Annotated in this window: 20 protein-coding genes; 14 read left to right on the forward strand and 6 right to left on the reverse strand. The window is 39.4% G+C overall.

The genetic code is table 11. The features are described 5' to 3' along the window. Positions 1–4 precede the first annotated feature (4 nt). The gene (locus BST97_RS04115) at positions 5–571 is read left to right on the forward strand and encodes a sigma-70 family RNA polymerase sigma factor (protein ID WP_085766039.1); all 567 of its coding nucleotides are present in this window, start codon (positions 5–7) and stop codon (positions 569–571) included. A 6-nt stretch (positions 572–577) separates the two neighbouring features. Beyond that, entirely contained in the window at positions 578–823 is a 246-nt protein-coding gene (locus BST97_RS04120) for a hypothetical protein (protein ID WP_085766040.1), read from the forward strand. 322 nt (positions 824–1145) lie between these two features. Here the strand turns inward: BST97_RS04120 and BST97_RS04125 are convergent, their stop codons facing one another. Beyond that, on the reverse strand, positions 1146–1484 hold the full coding sequence (locus BST97_RS04125; RefSeq protein WP_085766041.1) for a single-stranded DNA-binding protein: 339 nt from the start codon (positions 1482–1484) through the stop codon (positions 1146–1148). A gap of 256 nt (positions 1485–1740) precedes the next feature. On the opposite strand from BST97_RS04125, the gene BST97_RS04130 reads away from it, so the two are divergent. After that, positions 1741–2589 (forward strand): hypothetical protein, encoded by an 849-nt coding sequence (locus BST97_RS04130; protein ID WP_085766042.1) that lies wholly within the window; start codon positions 1741–1743, stop codon positions 2587–2589. A 162-nt stretch (positions 2590–2751) separates the two neighbouring features. Here the strand turns inward: BST97_RS04130 and BST97_RS04135 are convergent, their stop codons facing one another. After that, entirely contained in the window at positions 2752–3723 is a 972-nt protein-coding gene (locus BST97_RS04135; protein ID WP_085765559.1) for an IS110 family RNA-guided transposase, read from the reverse strand. 357 nt (positions 3724–4080) lie between these two features. Here BST97_RS04135 and BST97_RS04140 point away from each other — a divergent pair, with 357 nt between their 5' ends. The 9 genes from BST97_RS04140 to BST97_RS04180 all read left to right on the forward strand — a co-directional run bounded on the left by BST97_RS04140 (position 4081) and on the right by BST97_RS04180 (position 16383). Continuing rightward, positions 4081–4689: a hypothetical protein gene (locus tag BST97_RS04140; RefSeq protein ID WP_085766043.1), complete on the forward strand. Its 609-nt coding sequence runs from the start codon at positions 4081–4083 to the stop codon at positions 4687–4689. Positions 4690–4701: 12 nt separating this feature from the next. Continuing rightward, a complete protein-coding gene (locus BST97_RS04145; protein WP_085766044.1) occupies positions 4702–5223 on the forward strand; it encodes a 3'-5' exoribonuclease domain-containing protein in 522 nt (173 codons plus the stop codon). 154 nt (positions 5224–5377) lie between these two features. Further along, entirely contained in the window at positions 5378–5842 is a 465-nt protein-coding gene (locus BST97_RS04150) for a hypothetical protein (RefSeq protein ID WP_157111425.1), read from the forward strand. A gap of 129 nt (positions 5843–5971) precedes the next feature. Then, complete coding sequence (locus BST97_RS04155) at positions 5972–8353, forward strand: DUF2339 domain-containing protein (RefSeq protein WP_085766046.1); 2382 nt, start codon at positions 5972–5974, stop codon at positions 8351–8353. Beyond that, positions 8337–9572: a DUF3999 family protein gene (locus BST97_RS04160; RefSeq protein WP_085766047.1), complete on the forward strand. Its 1236-nt coding sequence runs from the start codon at positions 8337–8339 to the stop codon at positions 9570–9572. Before BST97_RS04155 ends, BST97_RS04160 begins: the two co-directional genes overlap by 17 nt. 233 nt (positions 9573–9805) lie before the next feature. Then, complete coding sequence (locus BST97_RS04165; protein WP_085766048.1) at positions 9806–11266, forward strand: DUF3375 domain-containing protein; 1461 nt, start codon at positions 9806–9808, stop codon at positions 11264–11266. Next, entirely contained in the window at positions 11263–11841 is a 579-nt protein-coding gene (locus BST97_RS04170; protein ID WP_085766049.1) for a DUF4194 domain-containing protein, read from the forward strand. Before BST97_RS04165 ends, BST97_RS04170 begins: the two co-directional genes overlap by 4 nt. 37 nt (positions 11842–11878) lie before the next feature. Next, positions 11879–15238 (forward strand): ATP-binding protein, encoded by a 3360-nt coding sequence (locus BST97_RS04175; RefSeq protein WP_245833658.1) that lies wholly within the window; start codon positions 11879–11881, stop codon positions 15236–15238. Beyond that, positions 15235–16383 (forward strand): Wadjet anti-phage system protein JetD domain-containing protein, encoded by a 1149-nt coding sequence (locus BST97_RS04180; RefSeq protein WP_085766051.1) that lies wholly within the window; start codon positions 15235–15237, stop codon positions 16381–16383. Before BST97_RS04175 ends, BST97_RS04180 begins: the two co-directional genes overlap by 4 nt. A gap of 62 nt (positions 16384–16445) precedes the next feature. Here the strand turns inward: BST97_RS04180 and tnpA are convergent, their stop codons facing one another. From tnpA to dapF, 4 genes are all read right to left on the reverse strand, one after another. Then, on the reverse strand, positions 16446–16883 hold the full coding sequence (gene tnpA / locus BST97_RS04185; protein ID WP_085766052.1) for an IS200/IS605 family transposase: 438 nt from the start codon (positions 16881–16883) through the stop codon (positions 16446–16448). A 199-nt stretch (positions 16884–17082) separates the two neighbouring features. Further along, positions 17083–18117 carry an endolytic transglycosylase MltG gene (gene mltG, locus BST97_RS04190; RefSeq protein ID WP_085766053.1) on the reverse strand — a complete coding sequence of 345 codons (1035 nt, stop codon included), beginning with the start codon at positions 18115–18117 and terminating at the stop codon, positions 17083–17085. Next, on the reverse strand, positions 18104–18640 hold the full coding sequence (locus tag BST97_RS04195) for a GNAT family N-acetyltransferase (RefSeq protein ID WP_407668581.1): 537 nt from the start codon (positions 18638–18640) through the stop codon (positions 18104–18106). Before BST97_RS04195 ends, mltG begins: the two co-directional genes overlap by 14 nt. Next, positions 18628–19410, reverse strand: coding sequence for a diaminopimelate epimerase (dapF, locus tag BST97_RS04200; RefSeq protein WP_085766055.1), 783 nt, complete (start codon positions 19408–19410; stop codon positions 18628–18630). Before dapF ends, BST97_RS04195 begins: the two co-directional genes overlap by 13 nt. 114 nt (positions 19411–19524) lie before the next feature. On the opposite strand from dapF, the gene BST97_RS04205 reads away from it, so the two are divergent. Together BST97_RS04205 and BST97_RS04210 are read left to right on the forward strand one after the other, a co-directional pair. Beyond that, on the forward strand, positions 19525–20931 hold the full coding sequence (locus tag BST97_RS04205; protein ID WP_085768157.1) for a trypsin-like peptidase domain-containing protein: 1407 nt from the start codon (positions 19525–19527) through the stop codon (positions 20929–20931). A 382-nt stretch (positions 20932–21313) separates the two neighbouring features. Then, the gene (locus tag BST97_RS04210) at positions 21314–22354 is read left to right on the forward strand and encodes a lactonase family protein (protein WP_245833659.1); all 1041 of its coding nucleotides are present in this window, start codon (positions 21314–21316) and stop codon (positions 22352–22354) included. Positions 22355–22360: the final 6 nt, after the last annotated feature.

The following is a 22360-nucleotide window of genomic DNA, read 5'->3' on the forward strand; positions in this document are numbered from 1 at the left end:
GAAGGTGCCAGATGTAAAATTAGTTCCAGAAAAATGGGTCGATCGCTATAGCGACTACTTATTTAATTATACAATAACTCGGGTAAATGACGCCATCAAGGCTCAGGATCTCGTTTCTGAGACTTTTTTAGCTGGTTTGAAAAGCGCCCACAGGTTTAAGGGTAACTCAACAGAACGTACCTGGCTCATCTCTATTCTCAAGCGTAAAATCATAGATCACTATCGTAAAATCAATTCCAACAAAGGAAAAGCTGAAGTACGCATGAGCTACATGAATACTTCTAAGGATGAAAATGGTGACTGGATGGAAGAGCGCGTACAGGATTTGCGCAATCCCAATGTGGAAGATGATATCGAGCAAAAAGAACTGGGAGAAGCCATTAATGAATGTATTGCCAATCTTCCCGAGCGTTATGCCACTATATTTGTCCAGAAAACCATAGATAATATGGAAACAGAAACGATCTGTAAGGAGCATGATATCACTGCGTCAAATTTATGGGTAATCATCCATAGAGCGCGTGTGCAGCTTATGGAATGCCTCAATTCTAAATGGTTTAAGAACGAGTAGTTTTACATGGGACGATTTTTCATCAATTGCGATGACGCAAGCATACTAAGCACACGAGCGCATTATAACGATCTGAATTCAAAGGAGCGCTTTAGACATAATCTTCACAAGTCTCACTGTTTAAAATGCCGTGATTTTCACAAGAAAAATGCCCGTTTCCAGCGTGGCATCAACAAACTGAAGTGGGTTAAGCTCACGATAGAAGAAAAAGACCGTATACGTCAGCGCTTATTGCAGGCGATGAAGAAGTAGTTTTTTTCACTTATGCACTAGCCTCCCTCAATCCCTCCAAAGGAGAGAAGTTTGATTCAGTAATATTTTTTGTAAATAGAAAGTCCGAATAATAGAAGATACTCTGTCAGTTCGAGTTCGGGAAAACCGAGAATCAGAGGTTTTCACGAGTATCGAGAACGGTTTTCATGAAACTATACACCCACCCTATCCCTCCATTTCGACTCCCCTTCGACAAACTCAGGGTGACAGCTCAATGCACCGCCTCGTGGGGTGAAACCTATCTAAATAAAAATCCACTCTCTTTCTAGAAAATGGGTCATTATCCAAATAAAAATCTTGATTAATCATTACCGCCTAGCATAAGGACCTCGTTGCAAACGACCTCAGTAGTGTAGCGCTTGTTGCCGTCTTTATCATCCCAGGCGCGGGTGACCAGCTTGCCTTCTACGCCTACTTTATTTCCTTTTTTCACGTAACTGGCGATGATGTTTGCGGTGCCGTTAAAGGCCACCACGCGGTGCCATTGTGTGTCCGTTACCTGCTCGCCTTGTTTGTTCTTGTAGCGATCTGTCGTAGCAAGTGAGAATTTAGCTAATTTCTTGCCGTCTTGAAGGTTGATGATTTCTGGGTCTTGTCCCAGGTTGCCGATCAGTTGTACTTTGTTGTTCATGGTGCTCATAATAAATTAGTTTGTATGGATTAAAAAAATATTCTTGCCATCAGATTTGATTTGTTTGTGTATGACGGTGCAAATGTGTAACAGTTTCAAAGTCGCAAACGCATTTTAAAGGATTGCTTACGTTTATAGTCGTTTGTAAATGATTGTATTCTATTTATTCCTTTGTTTACGGGATCTCGCAGGCAAATCAGAGTTACGTCATAAAATAGTATTTTTATGCCGATATACGCTAGTTGTAAAACATTTAAAACAAACAATGAGAATACAATTTATCATACTGATTTTAATTACAAATTTTGCTTTCGGAAAAGAAAAAGTTACGATTGACCAAAATCTTGTGAAATATGAAATCAAAGATGAATTCAATCGATTTGACGACATTGGAAATCCAAAAAATGACTTTGAAAGTTTAAAAATTGAATTAAAATCAAATTCAATTTTAGAAATCAAAAACAGCTATAGTTCTGGTTTTACTGGAAATGACATCTCTTTCAAGATTAACAAGAATCTGGAAATAGTAGAAACAACATATAATTATTGGACTGATGTCATAGATTTAGATAACATAAGAACTTATAATGTTAAAAATGTAAAACTGACCTTAAACCAAAACCCATTCAAAAAATTAAACGGATTACGTGGAAATTACATTATAGAAATTCAACATTTTTATAACGATTCTTTGACAAAAACAGATACCTTTAAAGGCAAATTCAAGTCTTTTAAAGGAGCTGACAAAACTTCCGCAGATTACTTATGGGCTCTTGAGCAAAACAAAATATTTTATGGAATAACCAATGAGAACGGAGTTTATTTGCGACCAGATAAAATGCCTTTGTTAAAATCTGACTATAAAATTCTGACTGAAAAAATAAAAAATATCGCAGGATATAAACCAAAGAAAATAAAGGCTTATGTAGTAATTAACGAAAATGGAAAAATAGAAAAAGAACCTTTTAGATTTTTCGGGAATTTTGGGCAATGGAATGATGAAACTCAAAGTCAAGTCAAGAAATTGCTGATTGAATTATCCGAATGGTATCCTGCTTGTGTGAATGAAAAAGAAGTTAGATCACAAATTCCGATAGTAATTGGAACTGAATAAAAAACGTTTTACAACAAAGAACTGAGTTTAAAACCAAGCAAATTACTCGTTAATTTTAGGCACGATCCGGCTACGTGGCATTGTTGAAATGGGACAAACCCTATCAGGTTTGCCTCCAGTCCAACAAGCCATCAACACCACCAGTATTTTTTAACTTCATTTCTACTCCTTGACCAGACGGGAAACGTAGCCATCGTCATAGGGCAGGCCGGATTTTGCAATGGCAAATGCCTGTTTCAATAGTTTGTTGGATACGGCGATAAGTGCCAACTTCTTGCTCTTGCCCTTGGCCGTGATACGTTCGTAGAGCTCCCTACATGCCTTGTTGTGTCTACTTGCAGAGAAAGCGCACAAAAACAAGTGGTTACGAAGCTTTCGGTTGCCCACCTTGCTTATTCTGCTCCTACCCCTTATGCTGCTGCCAGACCGCCTTATCGTGGGTGTGATGCCGGCATAGTTACGCAGCTGTGAGGCGTTGTCAAACTTGGTAAAGCCCTCTGTGAGTACGATCAACAGCGCAGATGTCCTATCGCCCAGACCAGGTATGCTCTTAAGATTGGTAAGCTGTACCTGTTGATCCTGCTTGACCAGCGACAATAGGCGCTCGTTGAGCGAGACCAGTTCCCTGTCCAGCATCTTCAAGGTTCTTTTTAAGGAACCAAACACCGCTTTTGAAGGCGTGCCCAGTACCTTCTCTCCGTGGATCTTGTTTTTGACCTGAGTGCGCTGTTTGAGGTAGATGTCCATCAGGGCCAGCAATTGTAGACATTCCGCCTGTACGGCTCCCTTGCCATCGTAGAGCGGAACCTCATTGACCATTGCATAGTCCCTGATGCCCATTGCATCGCTCTTGTCGGTCTTTACCTTGGTAAGCTTCATCTGCAGAAAACGCTTTACCGACAATGGATTGACTACCGAGACGGCGATGTCAGAGTCGTGCAGGAACTGAGCCAGCAGATAGTGGTAATAGCCCGTCGCCTCCATGACAACAAGGCTCTCAGCGTCCAATGTCTTGAGGTACTTCCTGAAACCATTCAGGCTGTTGTCAAACTGGTAGTGGTTGCCCAGATCGTCAATTACATCAAAGAAATCCTTACTGATATCCACACCGTGGATTTTACTATATTTATCCATAGATATTTAATTGGGAAAGAACGATCCACCTAGGCTTCAACAACTTAAAAACGAGATCCAAAGGTCTCACAGAACTGAACGAACTAAAAGTGGAAAAGAGAGGTGATCATCAATGTTGACGGAATCTAAAGTTCCTCTGGCTATATTGACCTTAATCCTCTCTTTTGTTCTTTCTGGTTTATCTAATAAAATTAACTGAAATCAAACTTAAGATGGCTATAAGTAATTGCTGGGTCTCGCCTACTTCTGAAAATCCTCGCGGATTTTCAGTTTGCGGTGCTTACAAAGTTAAGTGCTAACCCATGCAACTACGCATAGCCGAGACGTAACAACTAAACAACCTTCACAAAAAACTAGATGAATCTTCAACCACTAAGAATAGAAGCCGGCTGGCTCATGACATACAATCAGCTTTATGAAGTGGATCCAATTAAGGGTTTTGAAGGTTATTTTGAAGGTTCCAGTCTCTTGATGCTCGTAAATGTTAGCAGGCTCAAAATCATTGATGTAGAATGGAGACCAGAAAGAGACCTGAATGGAAAATACAAACTAGTCGTTCTCAATTTTGTAGAAAATTTCAATCCTAAAACCAATGAATTTGACCACGATCCGGATTGGGAAAATCCATACTTGACTTTTTCAACTGCATCGAGAATAGAGCTTGTCCTAAAGCTAGAAGAATTAATGCGAACACTTCCTGCATATGAAGATCAAAGAATAACGATCAAAAGAGGAGTGATATCAGAGCCTTCTGAAAGCTATCGTTTAGAATTAATAAAGGGCGGAGTTACAAACGAGTTGGTTAAAAGTATTTTAGAAAACGGAAACGCCAGAATCCAAAACGTACTGCTGGACCATAAGGATATCACCCGAGAAATAATCATGAAATTTTACAAAAATGGAATCACTAAAAAAGTAAAAAACAAAGCAAAGCAACATCTGAACAGTAACCGATTTAAAGAGTAAAACTGAAACCTTATGGCTTATATAATGGTAGATATTGAGAGTGATGGTCCCATACCGGGTGACTATTCCATGATTTCATTTGGAGCGGTGATCGTAAATGATCATCTGGACAAGACGTTTTACGGAACACTCAAGCCTATTTCAGAACAGTGGATTCCAGAGGCGCTGGCGGTTTCTGGCTTTAGTCGTGAAGAAACGATGAAGTTTGACGAGCCTAAAGTCGTCATAAAAAACTTTTCCCAATGGATTTCTCAAAATTGCAGGGACAGACCCATTTTCATAAGCGACAATAATGGATTTGACTGGATGTTCATTTGCTGGTACTTTCATCACTTCACGGGTAAAAACCCATTTGGATTCAGTTCTCAGAACCTGGGAAGTTTATACAAAGGGCTGGTTCAGGACACGTTTAAAAATTTCAAACACTTGAGGAAGACGAAACACACCCACCATCCTGTAGACGACGCAAGAGGTAATGCCGAAGCACTACTCACCATGAAAAAAGAAATGGGACTCAAAATTAAATTGAGTTAAGTGGATAGCACGCTTTCGCGAAAGCTTAAAAACCATCAATCTTAACCGCAGGAACCACTTTTTAACAAGCGACATGAAAATCAAAACTTTAATGGTGATACTGCAACTGCTTGTGTGCAATTGCATAAACCAAAATCAGCAACAGACCCTTGAAATGAGTAAACCTAATAACGGTATTCTTTGCGATGAATCGGGCTGTGAAGGTGTGTATCAAGGTCCAGAATTTGCCGAAGGTAGGGACGTTGCACACCAATTCTCAAATCGCATGAGTGCTGCCGTGGGCGATAAATTGAAAGAACTGTATCGCTCAGAACAATATAAAAAAGTGGACTTTGCGGCGATTGAAATGTCTACCGATGGCATGGGAAGCGGGACGGTCACTTACCAACTCAAGATTCCGTTTTCTGACGTGGGTGCGCCTTGTGACGCCTTTACCTCATTTGACCACGTGGGCGGTTGGAACCACAGACCTGCATTGAATCGCAGAAAAACGGAACTCCAAAACGTGACCCTGCCAGGGCATAGTTTATTTATCAGCGATTTGAAAAACACTCCTGAAGGTTTGCAGGAATACTGGATCCAGTGGAAAAACAAAGAAACGCAGTCCGGCTGTGAGTGAATTATCTATAAACTCGAGTCCACTACCTTATCTTATTTTCATATTAATCTGATAAACTTAAATGTCCTATTTTTAGTCCCCAAGTAGATGATTTTGGGTAATCATCTCCCGTGACCTTAGAATCGCTTTATGACCGACGACCAATCAAAAATCAACGACCTTTATAACAAACTAAACGCTCTTCTCAGCAAGCAGAACGATTTCTACAAAGAAATCAACGCGTTGAGAAGAGAAATTGACCAGCTCCGCACTCAAGATCAAGCTCAGGATTTTGAAACTACCGAAATTCAAAAAGATTCATCAGTCACTGATTCCAGTCACGAAATTTTAAATAAAGAGATTTCTTCGCAGCCTAGCTTTCGCGGAAGCGGAAAACTCAAAGAAAAGGTTCTTACAAGAAAGGCTCAACGCGTTAGGGAAAAACGCCCTAAGAGAAAGTCGGATCTTGAGAAGTTTGTGGGTGAAAACCTGATCAATAAGATAGGTATCGTGATCACGGTGATAGGTGTGGCGATAGGTGCAAAATACTCGATCGAGCACGACCTGATCAGCCCGCTTACCAGGATTGTTTTGGGCTATGTGGCTGGTTTGGGGCTTTTGGGATTTGGGATCAAACTGAAGAAAAACTACGAGAATTACAGCGCGGTTCTCGTGAGTGGCGCCATGGCGATTTTATATTTTATCACCTATGCGGCCTATGATCTTTATGCGCTCCTGCCCCAGCTCATGGCGTTTGTTCTCATGGTGGTTTTCACGGCGTTTACCGTGCTCGCGGCGATCCATTACAATCGGCAGGTGATTGCCCACATAGGGCTGGTGGGTGCTTATGCCGTCCCTTTTCTGCTGAGTGATGGCTCTGGTCGCGCAGCCATATTGTTTTCTTATGTGACGATGATCAACGTGGGGATTCTGGTCATTGCCTTTAAAAGATATTGGAAACTGCTGTATTATACCTCTTTTGGGCTGTCATGGCTTATTTACTTGGCTTGGTTGGCCAATTCTTACCGACTAGAAGAGCATTTTTGGCTCGCCATGATTTTCGCGAGTCTGTTCTTCTTGACTTTTTATCTTACATTTTTGGCGTACAAGCTGTTGCGCAAGGAGGTTTTCAAATATCAAGACATCATCTTGATCTTATTGAACTCCTTCATTTTTTACGGAATCGGTTATGGGATTCTCAGCGATCACGAGACCGGTAAGCATTTACTCGGATTCTTCACGCTATGCAACGCCCTGATCCATTTTGTGGTAGGTATAATCATCTACCGTAAAAAGCTAGCCGACCGGAATCTGTTTTACCTTATTTCTGGACTGGTGCTGGTTTTTATCACCATCGCCGTTCCCGTACAGCTCGACGGCAACTGGGTGACTTTGTTGTGGGCGGGTGAGGCTGCGTTGCTATTTTGGATCGGTAGGACTAAGAAGGTGCCTGTCTACGAGAAATTATCGTATCCGCTCATGGTTCTCGCGTTTTTGAGCCTAGCTCACGACTGGTTGAATGCTTATCACAGTTTTTATCCGACAGATACTGAAAACAGAATCACCCCCCTGCAAAACATCCATTTCCTGACGGGTATTTTGTTTGTTGCCGCTTTTGCTTTTATCAATAAACTGGATCGTGACAAAAGTTATGGCTCTGCAATTGCGCAATACAGAGGCATTTCAAAACTTGCTTCATTTGTGCTGCCGGGCATTTTGCTGTTTGCGCTGTACAACACCTTCCGCCTTGAAATTGCTAATTATTGGAATCAGTTGTATGCCGACTCTTATCTAGCCGCTACTCCTGAGGGCGAGATATGGTCTCAGTTTCATTGGAATTTTGATTTACGTGAATATAGAAAAATCTGGATCATTAATTATTCTTTATTATTCGTGAGTTTGCTCGCTTTCGCGAATGTGAAAAAGCTAAAAAGCTCGCTGCTAGGAACCATCAGTCTCGGCTTGATTACCCTTGCCTTGACTGTGTTTTTGATTCAGGGATTGTATGTCTTAAGCGAGTTGCGAGAAAGCTACCTTGAGCAGAAGTTAGCGGAGGTTTATAATAGAGGAATTTATAACATCTTCATCAGGTACATCTCATTCCTATTTGTGGCGATGACGTTGGTAGCTTGCCATAAATTACTTCAATCCAGATTCGTTTTGCGTGATTTCAGGATCGCTTTTGAGCTTCTGTTTCATGTCGCCATTTTGTGGATCGCCAGTAGCGAACTCATCCATTGGATCGACTTTGCGGAAAGCACGCAATCCTACAAACTGGGTCTGAGTATTCTTTGGGGTGTTTATTCCCTTCTCCTCATCGCGCTGGGAATTTGGAAAAAGAAAAAGTATTTGAGAATCGGTGCGATCAGTTTATTTGGTTTGACGCTGGTCAAACTCTTTTTCTACGACATCTCGCATCTGGATACCATTGACAAAACGATCGTATTTGTTTCTCTGGGCGTTTTACTGCTCATCATTTCCTTTTTATACCACAAATTCAAGAACGACATTACCGATGAAGCAGCAGACTAGTCTTCTTTACCTCTTAATTTTCAGCATTTTCAGTTCGTGGTCGTACGGTCAGATGCATGATTACGATTACAAACGAGAGCTCAGCGGTATTTCTGAAACATGGCATAAGATTGTATTGTCTGATGAGGTTTTCGGCAAAGCTTCAAAGGATCTACTTGATCTTAGAATATATGGAGTCAAGGATGATGGTAAAATCATCGAGGTGCCTTATTTGTTGCTCACTACACGAGATCAGAACATCAGCAAAAAAGTTACCTTTGAGACCTTGAACGTTTCAGAAAATGAAAACGGCTATTATTTCACGTTCAAAATACCCACCAGCAAGCCCGTTAACCACATCGATCTGGATTTTGCTCAGGAAAATTTTGATTGGCGAGTCACGCTGGAAGGCAGCCAAGACCAGCAAGAATGGTTCAAGATCGTAGAAGATCAAAGGATCTTATCCATTAGAAATACTCAAACCGATTTTCAATTTACCGAGTTGGATTTCGCTTCCGCGAAATATCAGTATTTCAGGCTTCTCGCAAAAAGTGAGCAACAGCCTGATCTAAAAAATGCGAGCATCACCCAAAATGAAGATGTCAAAGGTAAAAAACGAAATTACCAGCTGAAAAGATACCGAGTCAAAGAAAATATACGCACCCAGCAAACTGAGATTGACGTAGAACTCAAAATGCCGGTGCGTGTAAGTGAGATAAAGCTCAAGGTTTCAGATGACTTTGATTATTATCGTTCCATGGCCATCAAATACCTCACCGACAGCGTCAAAACCGAAAAAGGCTGGCATTATAATTACCGCATATTCACCAGAGACAATTTGAATTCGCTAGAAGAGAATACATTCACCTTTCCCGATGTCACCGCCCAGCGATTAAAAATCATCATTGATAACCAAGATAATCAACCCCTAAACATTGAAGAAATACAGGTTCAAGGTCCTTTTAAGGAAATGATCGCCCGTTTCACCGAAGAAGCCACCTATTTCCTCACCTACGGAAATCAGGATGCCTCATCACCGTATTACGACATACAGCGTTTTGACAACAAGATTCCTGAAGACCTTTCTATTTTAGAATTGGGCAACGAACAAACCATCTCAAAACAAAAATCCAAAACCGCTTCCCCACTCTTTGAAAATCAATCCTGGCTCTGGATCGTGATGGCTTTAATTATTGGAGTTCTCGGCTGGTTTTCTTTTAGGATGATGAAGAAGGGGTGATAGAAAGGTTATCTGAATGTTCAGCTTTTTTATAATCAAACATTAGAAAATCATTTTATCGAATCAATGACCTGTCATTTTTAAATTGTATGATATAAATAAGTATTTTTATCATCATCCCATATTTATTTTTGAAACGAAACTAAAACGAAAACTGCACTCGACTTTTTTTTATGTTTTTAATCCCGTTTGAATTATAAACCAGCCTGCTTGTAATATTTGTAGGATAATATATGAATGGAAACTCAAAAATATTAGAATCATTAAACAACTCACCGAGTGTTGAACTTTTGCGATTGCGAAACCGAGAAATGATTATTGAATTTCTTACAAATACCTTTTTAAGTGGACAAAGCACAATTTCGTCAGATAATATTCAAATACAATTAGCTGATTTCTTAGAGTACAAACAAGTTGAAAATGATGAGGATAGTGAAATCAACGTTTTTGACACTTATGAAGAAAAGGCAAAAAAATATATACGTCATTGGACAAACAAAGGCTTCTTAGCTAATTATCCTGATGAACAAGGAGAGGTTTTTTATGAACTTTCAGCACATTCAAGAAAAACGATAGACTGGTTGGAAAGTTTAAAAAAAGAGGAATTTGTTGGGACTGAATCAAAATTCAACAACATTTTAAATCAATTGAAAGAATTGGTTGAATTTACCAATGAAGATGCTGAAAAACGTATTCAGTTATTGGAACAAAAGAAATTAGAAATTGAACAGCAAATTCAGAGAATAAAAATTGGAGAAGATGTAAAGGTGTTCGAAGAGTTTGAAATTGTTCCTCGCTTTAATCAAATCAATCAATCAGCCAAAGAATTATTATCTGATTTTAAAGAGGTTGAAGATAATTTCAAAGAAATCACAAAGGGGATTTATCAAAAACACGCTGAGGGTAGTTTAACCAAAAGCGATATCTTGGAATTTACCTTTGATGCTTTGGATGAACTGAAAAGTAGTCAGCAAGGAAAAAGCTTTTATGCATTTTGGTCATTCATTCTAAATCCTGACTTGCAAAACCAATGGGAAATTCTAACCAAGGAATTGTATAGAACTTTAGAAGAAAAATCAATTTCTGTAAATGACCCGTTTTTAAAAGGAATGAAAAGACATCTTCACAATTCAGGTCAAAAGGTCTATAAAGCCAACGATAAAATGGCTGAAAAATTAAGCCGTATTATTCGTGAAAGTGAAAGTTCAAAACCGGAAGCCACTAAAACCATCATTCAAGAAATAAAGAAACAGCTTGTATCAATAAGCAAAACAAAAAGAAAACTTGAAACTTCGTTTGAACTAGAAATGGAAATCGAAATCAACATTCCGTTTGAACGAAAATTAACAACAGAACAAAGCGAAGAATTTACATATACAAGTAAACCAGAAATTGCGAATGAAAGTATTATTTCGTCCGAGCATTTAGGTAAGTTGTTTTCACGATCAAACATTGACAAAGCTTTGTTGCGAAAAAGAGTTTATGATGTTTTGAATGAAAAATCACAAACCTCTCTTTTAGATATAGTTGAAATTTACGGAGGACTTGAAAAAGGGCTGTCCGAATTGTTTGGATACATAGGCATTGTAAAAGACTTTAAACACTATATCAGCCCTGATAATATCCAAAGTATTGTTTTTGATTCTGAAAACAACAAACAAATACGAATCCCTGAAATTATTTTCACCAAATGAGCACTTTAGAGCAAAATACAACTCCATATAGCAAAGCAATTGTAAAGTTGCTGAAGGGCGTTGTCGAACGTTCTTCAAGCGTGTGGGACGATATAATCAATTATCAAGTTGAAATCCAAGAATACATCAGTAAAATAGGATTAGAACTCATTGTAAAAAAAGACGATGGGTTTGCGTTTGTAAAACAATTTGAAGACAACGAAGGAAAAACACTTGGCTTAGTTCAAAGACGACAAATTGGATTTGAAACATCGATTGTACTTGTAGTTTTAAGACAAAGTTTAGAAGAATTTGATAGTAATCCGACACAACTGGCTGTGGAAAAATTTATTACCGATGCCGAAATTAAAGACGAATTAGAACTCTTCTTGCAAGAAGGCTACAACAAATTGAAATTTCAAAAAGATTTGGACAACCTCATAAAAAAAGTAGTTGAATTAGGCTACTTAAAAGAAGTCAGCAAAAAAGACAACGAAACAAAATATCAGATACACCGAATAATCAAGGAAAAAATCACCCCTGATATATTACAAGAATTTAAAACAAAGCTACAAGCGTATGTTCAGTCTGTTTAGCACAAGTTCGGATAAAGCAGGTTTCAGACTTCAATATATGGAAGTTTTTAATTGGGGAACCTTTGATGAAAAAGTTTTTAGAATAAATCCCCAAGGGAATAATTCTCTTTTAACCGGTGCAAACGCTTCTGGAAAAAGCACATTTATAGATGCTCTGTTAACCTTGATAGTTCCAGCTAAAAGAGACCGTTTTTATAATCAGTCTTCAGGTGTTGAGAAAAAAGGCGATCGCACAGAAGAAACTTATGTTTTAGGGCATTACGGAAACATTCAAGAAGAAGGAAAAACTTCTACTTCCACACAAAAGTTGCGTGACACAAGCGCTTATTCTGTAATTCTTGCTCACTTTAAAAATACGGATGAAAAGAAAATCACATTATTTCAAGTCCGTTGGTTTTCGAACAACGAACTCAGAAGACAATTCGGTATTGCTCATATTCCTCTTGAAATAGAAAAAGATTTCAGTCAGTTTGATGGCAAGGGAAATTGGAAAAAGCGATTGGATAAGATCTACAATTCGAATACGTCCAAACGGAAAATTGAATTTATGGATGGCCCAACTGCTTATGCAAAACGAATGTCACATCTTTTCGGAATGCGTTCTACAAAAGCTTTGAGTTTATTCAACCAAGTTGTTGGGGTGAAAATCTTGGAAGATTTAGATGAGTTTGTCAGAACCAATATGTTGGAAGAATACACAGAGAATGGCAAAAATCCAGAAGAAGCGTTTATTGAATTAAAAGAGAGCTTTCTGACTTTAATGGATGCGAAAACCAACATTGAAAAAGCCAAAGAGCAAATCAAACAGCTTAAACCTATCAATGAGCTTGCTAACAAACTGATTGAAATTCAGGAAAACTTGAACCAATTAGGGCAATCAAAAGAAACGGCTGTTTATTGGTTTGCCCATAAAAGTTTTAAGTTGGGTGAAAAAGAATTCGAAAAATGCAAAGCAGAACTGCAAAAATTGAATGATGAATTAATCGAATTAAGGGAGAAAGAAACTGATTTCAAAAACCAGGAGACCGATTTGACAGTTCAAATAAAATCTGACGAAGTTGGTAATCAAATCGAAAAACTAAAAGCAGAAATTTCAAGGTTAGAAAAAAGCAAAACTTTAAGAAGTGGCAAGCTTGAAGATTACAACGGCATCGCTCAAAAAATTAAGTTACCTACTAGTCCAGGTGAAGAAGCCTTTGTTGAAAACCGAGAAAAAGCAAAACGGTTAAAGCAAAGCACACAACAAAATATTGATTTTGAAAATAAAAGTTTACGTTCATTAGAAAACAATGAAGATAAACTAAAACAGGATACAGAAGATATAGTAAATACTATTCGAACTCTTCAAAAAAATAAAAATAACATTGCTGGACGAGTAGCGGATATCAGAGAAGAACTTATTTCAAGTATTGGAGCTACTAAAGAAGAAATTCCTTTTATTGGTGAATTGATTAAAGTAAAGGAAGATGAATTGGCTTGGGAATCTTCTATTGAAAAAGTACTTCACAATTTTGCTTTGCGTCTAATTGTTCCGCCAAAATACTACTCAAAAGTAAATCAGTATGTGAACAACAATGATTTGAGAGGTAGAATTCGTTACGACAAGTACGAACAGCAGGATTATCTCAAAAGTATGCGACATAAGGAGATTAACGAAAATTCCTTAGTCAATAAAATTGAAATAAAACCCAAAACGCAGTATGATGCATGGATTGAGAATTATTTGGAAGCTCAATTCAATTTTACTTGTGTGGATAATCTTTCAGAATTTGAACGCCATTCAAAAATGGCAATTACGCAAAACGGCTTAATAAAATTCAGGAAAGGAAAACACGAAAAAGACGACCGACCACATATTTCGAGAAAAGAGAATTATGTTTTGGGTTGGGATAATAAAGAGAAAATCGCGGCTTTAAAGAAAGAATTGAGCAATCTGCAAAACCAACAAACCGAAAACAAAAGGGCGATTGCAAGTAAAATTTCTGAAATAACAAATTTAGGAACATTCAAAGATGAGTGCCACAATCTGTTTTCCAAGTTTGATAAGTATGATGATATAGATTGGCAATCTTACGCGCGTGACATTCAAGAAAAGACGGAACAGAAAGAAGCGTTAGAAAAAACAAATGACCGAGTTAAGAAATTGCAAGAGCAGTTGGAAGATGTGCAGGTTAAGTTGAAGCAACTTTCGGAAGTTGATATAGCGAACAAGAGCAGGGATATTTTTAAAACGGAAGAAAAACAAAAAGATGTTGAAAAATCAATAAAGGACAATAAAGCCATTTTTGAGCCTTTGGGAAATATTGATACATCAGCGTTTGAAAGTCAAAATCCCAATTTGTTGAATATTGATTATGCGGATTTTGAAGCAAGACGCAAAAATTTCCAGGACGAAAATTCAAGAAAAACAGCTGAGCTAAATAAACAAAAGCAACAAAACGAACGGGAAGTCAGTGTAAAAATAAATGCCTTTAAACAGCCGACTGAAATTATTACTAGCAAATACAAAGACTGGCGTTCTGATGTAAATGCTTTGCCCGAATCAACTCACTTAGAATTTATCAGCGAGTATCAAAAGTTTTTGGAAAGATTAGAAAAGGATAATCTTCCAAAATTTGAAAAGAAATTTAATGATTATTTACAGGAAACCATCACCAATAAAGTTGGTGATTTTAGAATGTTCTTTGAAAACTGGTCGGATACCATCAAGGAAAACATTAGGCATCTGAACGATTCGCTAAAAGCTATTGATTTTAAAAAAAGTCCAAAGACTTTTATACAACTTGTAGCACCGAATAAAATCAATGATGAAGTAAAAGAATTTAGAAGACTATTGGAAGAAGCCGTTCCTAATGTCTATCAAATGGAGAAAACAATTGAAGGAAGAGAATATCACTTTAACAATCACATTCATCCCTTTATAGAAAAGTTAGATAAAGAAGATTGGAGAAAAAAAGTAATGGATGTTCGTTCGTGGTTCAACTACAAAGCCGAAGAATTTTACAAAGAAACTAATCAGAAATTCAAAACTTATGAGGCTATGGGACAGCTTTCTGGTGGAGAGAAAGCCCAACTTACTTATACAATTCTAGGCTCTGCAATTGCTTATCAATTTGGTCTGACTAAGGAAGGATTACAAAGTAATTCATTCCGATTTATTGCTATTGACGAAGCCTTTAAAGCACAAGATGAAGATAAAGCAAGATATTTAGTAACTCTATGTAAGCAACTTCATTTGCAATTATTGGTGGTTACACCAAGTGATAATATTCACATCGTTGAAAACGATATTTCATTCGTTCACTTTGTAGAACGTAAGGAAGAGAGACATTCTTGGTTATACGATATGCCTATTGAACAATTTCAAGAACAAAAAGCGAATTACATATTGCAATGATTACGCCTCAGGAAATAAAGAAAAAAGCAGAAAGAAAATATGTTTCCTTCCTTCAACAATTAGTTGACAACAAGCCCTTTGAAAAATTGGTTATTCGCGGTGATAAGTCGTACACCAAAACTTCATTTCCTGAATTTGAAAAAGAAATCCAGCTAATTATCAGCCAATCAAAGGAAAAAATAGGCTTTGGATACTCATTGGAATTTCAAAATGTAAAAACTAAATCATTAGGATTTCAAACATTACCTACCTCAATATTCTTTGAAACCGAAAATGACTTTTTGAAGTTTTTAGGTAGAAAAAATGAAGTTGAGTTATTCTGTAAAAGCACAAAGTTTACCCTTGAAACATTCCCAGATTTAAAAGTTTGGTTAATTAAAAATCCAAAGAAGGTAATCGCCAATCAAGCCGATTGGGAAAGTATTTTGAAAGTATGTCAATACTTCAAACAAAATCCCAAACCAAATTTGTACATAAGAGAGCTGCCTATAAAGGTTCACACAAAATTTTTGGAAAGAAATCAAGCTGTAATTAGGGAATTACTTGATATTCTTATTTCAGAGCATATCAAAACAGAGGAAAAATTATTTGAGAAAAGATTTAACTTGAAATTTGCCGAACCACAAATTCGGTTTAAGGTACTCGACAAAAAGATAAGTCATAAATTCTTCTCAGGACTTGATGACATAGCTATTCCAGTTAGTCAATTTGAAATAATGGATTTGCCAATAAGAAAAGTATTGGTTGTGGAAAACAAAACAACCCTTTACACAATACTAACTCTTCCGAAAATGAGTGATACAATTGCAATATTTGGTAGTGGATACAGTATTATTAATTTAAAAAATGTGGAATGGTTCAACGTAATAGATTTACACTATTGGGGAGATATAGATGTTCAAGGCTTTGAAATTTTATCCCAATTCAGGGGCTACTTTCCTCATTCAAAAAGTGTTTTGATGGATAAGCAAACCTTTGATAAGCATTTTGAATATGATAATGGTACACCAACAAATATCTCAGCAAAACTTAACTTGACAAGTGATGAACAAGAACTCTACAATATACTGAAAGAGAACAACTGGCGACTCGAACAAGAAAAAATACCGTTTGAATATGTGAATAATAATCTAGACCTTGATTAACTTAACCACCCTGCACTCAAGTGCAGGGGTTTTTGACACAGGACTGAAAGTCCTTGCTCTGATTACTCCAATATGAAGTTGGAATTATCGTCGTCATTCTCCTTGCGATGATGTTCCAAATAGTTGCTGACCATTTCATCCGTGATGTTGCCACTGCTCCATGCTCCGTAGCCGGTAGCCCAAAAGTGGTTCCCCCAGTAACGCTTTTTCAATGTTGGAAACTCCTGTTGCAGCTTCTGTGATGACCGACCCTTAAGGTTTTTGACCAAAATACTGATTGCTAATTTTGGCGGGTACTCAACATACATATGGACGTGATCTGAGCTGACCACACCCTTCAGTATCGCTACACTTTCAGATTCACAGATCTGTATCAAGAGATCACGACAGCGAATCTTGATGTCGCCCTCCAAAACCTTATACCTATACTTCGTTGACCATACAATATGACAAGTGAGGCGAGTTACCGTATGCGAGCCTTTTCTCTGTGCTGATCCCATAATGACCAATGTATAGATTTTTTCGCATAACTAAAGTACTGCAATGAAATTGCAGGGTTTTATACCCTGTCTTGAGACCAATAAAATCCAGAACCAACACGAAAAAAAATTTCATATATTGTCTTTAAGCTTGAGTATCTTTAGGATATTGCATTTTATACCCGAATAGCAAGTAAAATTCACAAGCTCTTCAAACCCCCTAATGCCTCGCAATCCACCTCCTATAAGCAGCAGCGTTGCGGTTGTGCTGTGCAAGAGTTTTGGCAAATTTATGGTAGCCAAAATTCTCCGTATCGGCTACAAAATAGAGGTAGTCGTGATCCTCAGCGTTAAGCACGCCCTCGATCGCGCTCAAGTCTGGCGTGACGATAGGTCCCGGCGGTAAACCCGCATATTTGTAGGTGTTGTAGGGCGAGTCGATCGCAAGGTGTTTGTAGAGCACGCGTTTGATCACTTGGGCGAAGTCGTTTTCCACTTCTTTCTTTGAGTAGATCACGGTAGGATCTGCATCCAGTTTCATGCCGCGTTGCAGGCGGTTCAGGTACACACCCGCGACGCGTGGTCGTTCATCGGTTTTGGCGGTTTCTTTTTGCACAATAGAGGCCAGCGTGTAGACTTCTTGTGGCGTAAGATCCAGTTTTTCGGCTTTTGCCAAACGATCTGCATTCCAGTACGACTGGTGGTACGCCAGCATTTTATCCCTAAAAGCCGCCGCGCTGGTATTCCAGTACACCTCATACTGATTGGGTAAATACATGGTCAGCGCCGTTTGCTCGGTGAATCCAGCTTCTTCAAGAAACGCCTCATCCAGCATCGCGTTGAGCAAACTCAGGCTATCGGCCTCGATCTGGGTCGCGATGCGGCCCGCAAGGTTCTCGATGCGCTCCTGGTTATTAAAACGCACATTGACCGGCACATTTCTACTGCGCACGGTATTGATAATCTCGTGGTTGTTCATTCCCTTGCGCAAAATGTACCGCCCAGGTTTCACATTATTCACATAGCCTTTACGCACGGCCGTCTGGTGCAGCGCATCCCGATCTTCCACCCCATCAGCAATAATGCGGAACGCCGTATTATAATCGGCATCTGTAGGGATGAAAACTTCGTAGGTTTCCGTCGTGAAATTGGTATTGGCGCCAAAAAACGTATCGTACACCCGGTAGGCAAAAACGCCCATGCCTACTAGCCCCAGCATGAGCACAGCCACTATGATCTTCTTATAATTTTTCATTGATCAATTGGTAGAGGTATTCATCTTTATAACCATCTTGTGTGGTGATCCAGTCTTTTTTTATCCCGCTTTCGCGAAAGCGTAATTTTTCAAACAGCTTTCTACTCGCATAATTATCCTGCGCGATACCTGCATACAACTGGTGTAGCCTGAGGTGGTCAAAGGCATAGTCCACCATAAGTTCCAGCGCGGCAGTAGCCAAGCCCTTTGCCCGGTCGCTCTCTTGATTGATGACCACTCCTACCCCAGCCCGCTTGTGGTACGGGTCAAAATCGTAGAGGTCGATCACGCCCTTGATCTGGTTCTGTGCGTTGCAAATGCCCAGTCGCAGCTGTTTGACTTCATAGATGTCACGGTGGGCATTTTCCAGGTACTCGCGTATGGTAAGCTTAGAATAAGGAGTGAGCGTGTGCCCAAATTCCCACAACGCCGGATTGTTCTCCAGCTCGTAAATAAACTCGAGATCGTCAGTATCTACGGCGCGTAGCGAGCACATATCGTTTTTGAGCTTTACCAAGACCACGTTCCTTTAAAGACCTGAACGGCGGGACCGGTAAGCCAAATATGGTTGTAACCCACACCGTCTTTTTCAAAAGAAACCTGCAGCGCACCACCTTGGGTTTCAAGGATTACTTGGTTTTTGTCTGTTTGCTGCGAGTGGAACATGGCGAGTGCGACCGCGGTTACTCCCGTTCCGCAGCTCAAAGTTTCATCTTCCACGCCGCGCTCGTAGGTGCGTACTTTGAATTTATTATCGCCCAGCGGCTGTACAAAGTTCACATTGGCGCCTTCAGATCCGTAGGTGTTATTGCGTATGTAGCGGCCTTCTTCTTTGATATTTACGTGATCTACGTTATCCGTCAATTCTACGTGATGAGGAGATCCTGTATCCGTAAAAATATGAGTATCAAGCACGCTCAGGTTCTTCACATCGCTCATTTTGAGACTTACGATGGTGTCATCAAGAAACTTTGCCACGTGCGCACCGTCTATGGCTTCAAAAGTTGTTTGGTTTTCTACCAATCCCAGAAACTTGGCAAAACTAGAAATACAGCGGCCGCCATTGCCACACATACTGCTTTCATTACCGTCTGCATTGTAGTAGACCATTTTGAAATCAAGAGAGCCGTGATTCTCTAAAAGTATGAGCCCGTCTGCCCCTATTCCAAACCTGCGGTCACAGAGATGCTTGATGGACTTGGCATCTTTTTTGGAAAAAATATTTTGACGGTTATCGATGATGACGAAGTCATTTCCAGTTCCTTGGTATTTATAAAACGTGAAGCTTTCCATGGTCGCAAAGGTAATTATTGACTGTGGGAAATCAGTAGGTTAAAAATTGTTAATCCGTTTAGAAAAGGACAATGGAATTAATAAATTTAAGTTGAAAAAGAAATAAAAATGCACATGAAATCATTCTTCAAAACACTGGGTGCTGCGGTCTTGGGCGGCGCCATTGCCGTAGGAGGATATTCCTATATCACAGAAAACCAAGAGAATAGCTATCTACTTAAAGAAGACAATGCTCAACCTGAATTGGCCGTAAGCCAAGTAAGCTACGAGATGCCCGAGAGTATGGAAAACGTAGATTTTAGGGATGCGGCGTCGAAAACTGTTAACAGCGTGGTCCACGTCATTAACAAAACCGTGACCCGAGCACCACAATCCTTTGCCGATGTGATGCGCGGTCGAGTTCCCTATCGCGAAGCCATAGGAACCGGTAGCGGAGTCATCATTACTGAAGATGGTTACATCGTGACCAATAATCACGTGATTGAGAACGCCAGAGAAATTCAAGTGACTTTGAACAATCGCAGAACTTATTCCGCAGAGCTAGTAGGTACAGAACCATCTAGCGATATCGCACTTTTGAAAATCGATACGGAGAATCCGCTACCTTATGTGGTTTTTGCTGATAGTGATCAGGTGCAGATCGGTGAATGGGCGCTGGCTGTGGGGAATCCATTTAACCTGACCAGTACGGTAACCGCTGGAATCATCAGTGCTAAAGGTCGTGACCTGGACGAGCGTGATGATGTGATGCAAAGTTTTATCCAAACGGATGCCGCCGTAAATCCTGGTAACTCTGGAGGTGCCTTGGTGAACATGAACGGTGAATTGATAGGTATCAACACCGCTATCGCTTCAAGAACTGGATCTTACGTAGGATATTCATTTGCGGTGCCGTCCAACAATGCAAGAAAGATCATCGAAGACTTGATGGAATATGGAATGGTTCAACGCGGTATGCTGGGCATAAGCGGTCGTGACCTTAACGGTAGTCTTGCTGAGCAACTGGGCGTAGATCGCAGTGAAGGAATATACGTGGCAGATGTAGTACCAGGCAGCGGAGCCGAAAAAGGGAAATTGAGAAGCGGCGACATTATCACTAACATAGGCGGCATAAGAATCAGAACTTTTGCCGATTTGACTGGTTATGTAGCAACTAAAAATCCTGGGGATATCGTTGATGTGACCTATTTCAGAGATGGCGACCGCAGACAAACCCGAGTGGAAATCACCAAGAACTCCACTATTCAAATTCCGGAGTTGAATCTGGAGGTGCGCGATCTAGATGCCGAAGAAAAACGATTGTTTAAAGTTAACGAAGGGGTGAAAATCACCCGAGCATTAGGCGAATTTTCAAAATATAGTGCCGCGATGCAGGATTATGTGATTGTGAAGGTTAATGATGAAAAGATCAACAGCACTTCAGATCTCAAGCGAGCGATTGAAAATCGTGATCCTCGTGAGGGCATCATGCTGGTCATGAAAAATTCTGAAGGAGAGTTTGAGCGGATTTTAGTGCGATAATATTCTGTCATTCTGGACCAACGCAGCGCAGATTCAGAATCTGCTAAAAATGACTATAGAATCAGTAGCCTTCTCAAAAGCTTAAAACAGATTCTGTCCCGATAGACCGCAAGAATCTCCTACCCTCGGCTTCATAGTGACATGGTTGTAATTTATAATGAAACCCTGAACCTTTCGGCTCAGGGTTTATATTTTGGTGATTTTAAATAGCTAAATCAACTGTTATAAGCGATTTAGTTTATTGTAGAACAAATCGTAGATTTCGCATAAACATTCATACATGTTGCGCCTTTCCCATTTCGTCATAAACAGACTATTCTCAATCGCGGTTGTTATCATTACTTCAATGATGGTAATAAGCTGCAATCATCAAAATAGAGAAATGCAAAACGATACAGTTTCCAGCGATCAACAACTATTCTACGTGGGTACTTATACCGGTGGAGAAAGTAAGGGCATTTATAAATATGCATTGAACGAAAAGGGTGAACTGGAAAACTTGGGCATCGTTGCTGAAACCATTAATCCCTCTTATCTCGCTCTTTCCAAAGACGGAAAATCTTTAGTAGCAGTCAATGAAAAGGATCTTGGCACGATTACGGCTTTCAAAATCCAAGGCGATAGTTTAATACATCAAGATCAAGTATCTAGTGGTGGTATTCATCCCTGTTTCGTGACCATAAATGAAAGAAATGAAATCTTAGTCGCCAATTACTCCAGCGGCACAGTAAGTTTGTTGACACTTGAAGAGAATGGATCGCTTTCTGATCTGAAATTTATCGAGCAACATACGGGTAAAGGCACCACCGACCGGCAACAAGGTCCTCACGCACACTCTGCTTACTTTTTACCAGACTCAAAGCAGCAAGTCGTTACAGTAGATCTAGGAACAGATGAGCTCTGGTTTTCAGAGCTTCAAAACGACAAAATGATCATTACAGACACCCTTGCTATGGGTCCCGGCGCTGGACCACGCCATCTTGCCTTTCACGCAACAAAACCAATTATTTACGTACTCAACGAACTGAACAATACGATTTCATTAGTTAAAAAGAACAAAGATACTTATGAACTAGGTCAAAGTTACTCAACCTTGCCAGAAGGCTTCAACGGGTTCAGCAAAGCCGCTGACATCCACCTCTCGCCAGATGGTAAATTTCTCTACGCTTCAAATCGCGGTCGTAATAGCATCGTGATCTATCGTGTTTTAGACAATGGAAGTTTAAAACAAATCGGTTTTGAATCTACTCGAGGTCAGGATCCACGTAATTTTTCATTATCACCAGATGGTAATTTTGTTTTAGTAGCAAATCAGAACAGCAACAATATCGTATGTTTTCAACGTGATTCATCAACTGGAAAACTCAGTTTTTTGAACGATGTCGAAGCACCAGAGCCAGTTTGTATTTTGTTTGAAAATTAAATTTTA

The organism is Nonlabens spongiae (assembly GCF_002117125.1).
GTDB lineage: Bacteria > Bacteroidota > Bacteroidia > Flavobacteriales > Flavobacteriaceae > Nonlabens > Nonlabens spongiae.

Bases quoted from the DNA above. Each gene is read 5' to 3' on its own strand.
- BST97_RS04120 (WP_085766040.1), top strand. From the start codon at position 578: ATGGGACGATTTTTCATCAATTGCGATGACGCAAGCATACTAAGCACA.
- BST97_RS04125 (WP_085766041.1), bottom strand. From the start codon at position 1,484: ATGAGCACCATGAACAACAAAGTACAACTGATCGGCAACCTGGGACAA.
- BST97_RS04130 (WP_085766042.1), top strand. From the start codon at position 1,741: ATGAGAATACAATTTATCATACTGATTTTAATTACAAATTTTGCTTTC.
- BST97_RS04135 (WP_085765559.1), bottom strand. From the start codon at position 3,723: ATGGATAAATATAGTAAAATCCACGGTGTGGATATCAGTAAGGATTTC.
- BST97_RS04140 (WP_085766043.1), top strand. From the start codon at position 4,081: ATGAATCTTCAACCACTAAGAATAGAAGCCGGCTGGCTCATGACATAC.
- BST97_RS04145 (WP_085766044.1), top strand. From the start codon at position 4,702: ATGGCTTATATAATGGTAGATATTGAGAGTGATGGTCCCATACCGGGT.
- BST97_RS04150 (WP_157111425.1), top strand. From the start codon at position 5,378: ATGAGTAAACCTAATAACGGTATTCTTTGCGATGAATCGGGCTGTGAA.
- BST97_RS04155 (WP_085766046.1), top strand. From the start codon at position 5,972: ATGACCGACGACCAATCAAAAATCAACGACCTTTATAACAAACTAAAC.
- BST97_RS04160 (WP_085766047.1), top strand. From the start codon at position 8,337: ATGAAGCAGCAGACTAGTCTTCTTTACCTCTTAATTTTCAGCATTTTC.
- BST97_RS04165 (WP_085766048.1), top strand. From the start codon at position 9,806: ATGAATGGAAACTCAAAAATATTAGAATCATTAAACAACTCACCGAGT.
- BST97_RS04170 (WP_085766049.1), top strand. From the start codon at position 11,263: ATGAGCACTTTAGAGCAAAATACAACTCCATATAGCAAAGCAATTGTA.
- BST97_RS04175 (WP_245833658.1), top strand. From the start codon at position 11,879: ATGGAAGTTTTTAATTGGGGAACCTTTGATGAAAAAGTTTTTAGAATA.
- BST97_RS04180 (WP_085766051.1), top strand. From the start codon at position 15,235: ATGATTACGCCTCAGGAAATAAAGAAAAAAGCAGAAAGAAAATATGTT.
- tnpA (WP_085766052.1), bottom strand. From the start codon at position 16,883: ATGGGATCAGCACAGAGAAAAGGCTCGCATACGGTAACTCGCCTCACT.
- mltG (WP_085766053.1), bottom strand. From the start codon at position 18,117: ATGAAAAATTATAAGAAGATCATAGTGGCTGTGCTCATGCTGGGGCTA.
- dapF (WP_085766055.1), bottom strand. From the start codon at position 19,410: ATGGAAAGCTTCACGTTTTATAAATACCAAGGAACTGGAAATGACTTC.
- BST97_RS04205 (WP_085768157.1), top strand. From the start codon at position 19,525: ATGAAATCATTCTTCAAAACACTGGGTGCTGCGGTCTTGGGCGGCGCC.
- BST97_RS04210 (WP_245833659.1), top strand. From the start codon at position 21,314: ATGCAAAACGATACAGTTTCCAGCGATCAACAACTATTCTACGTGGGT.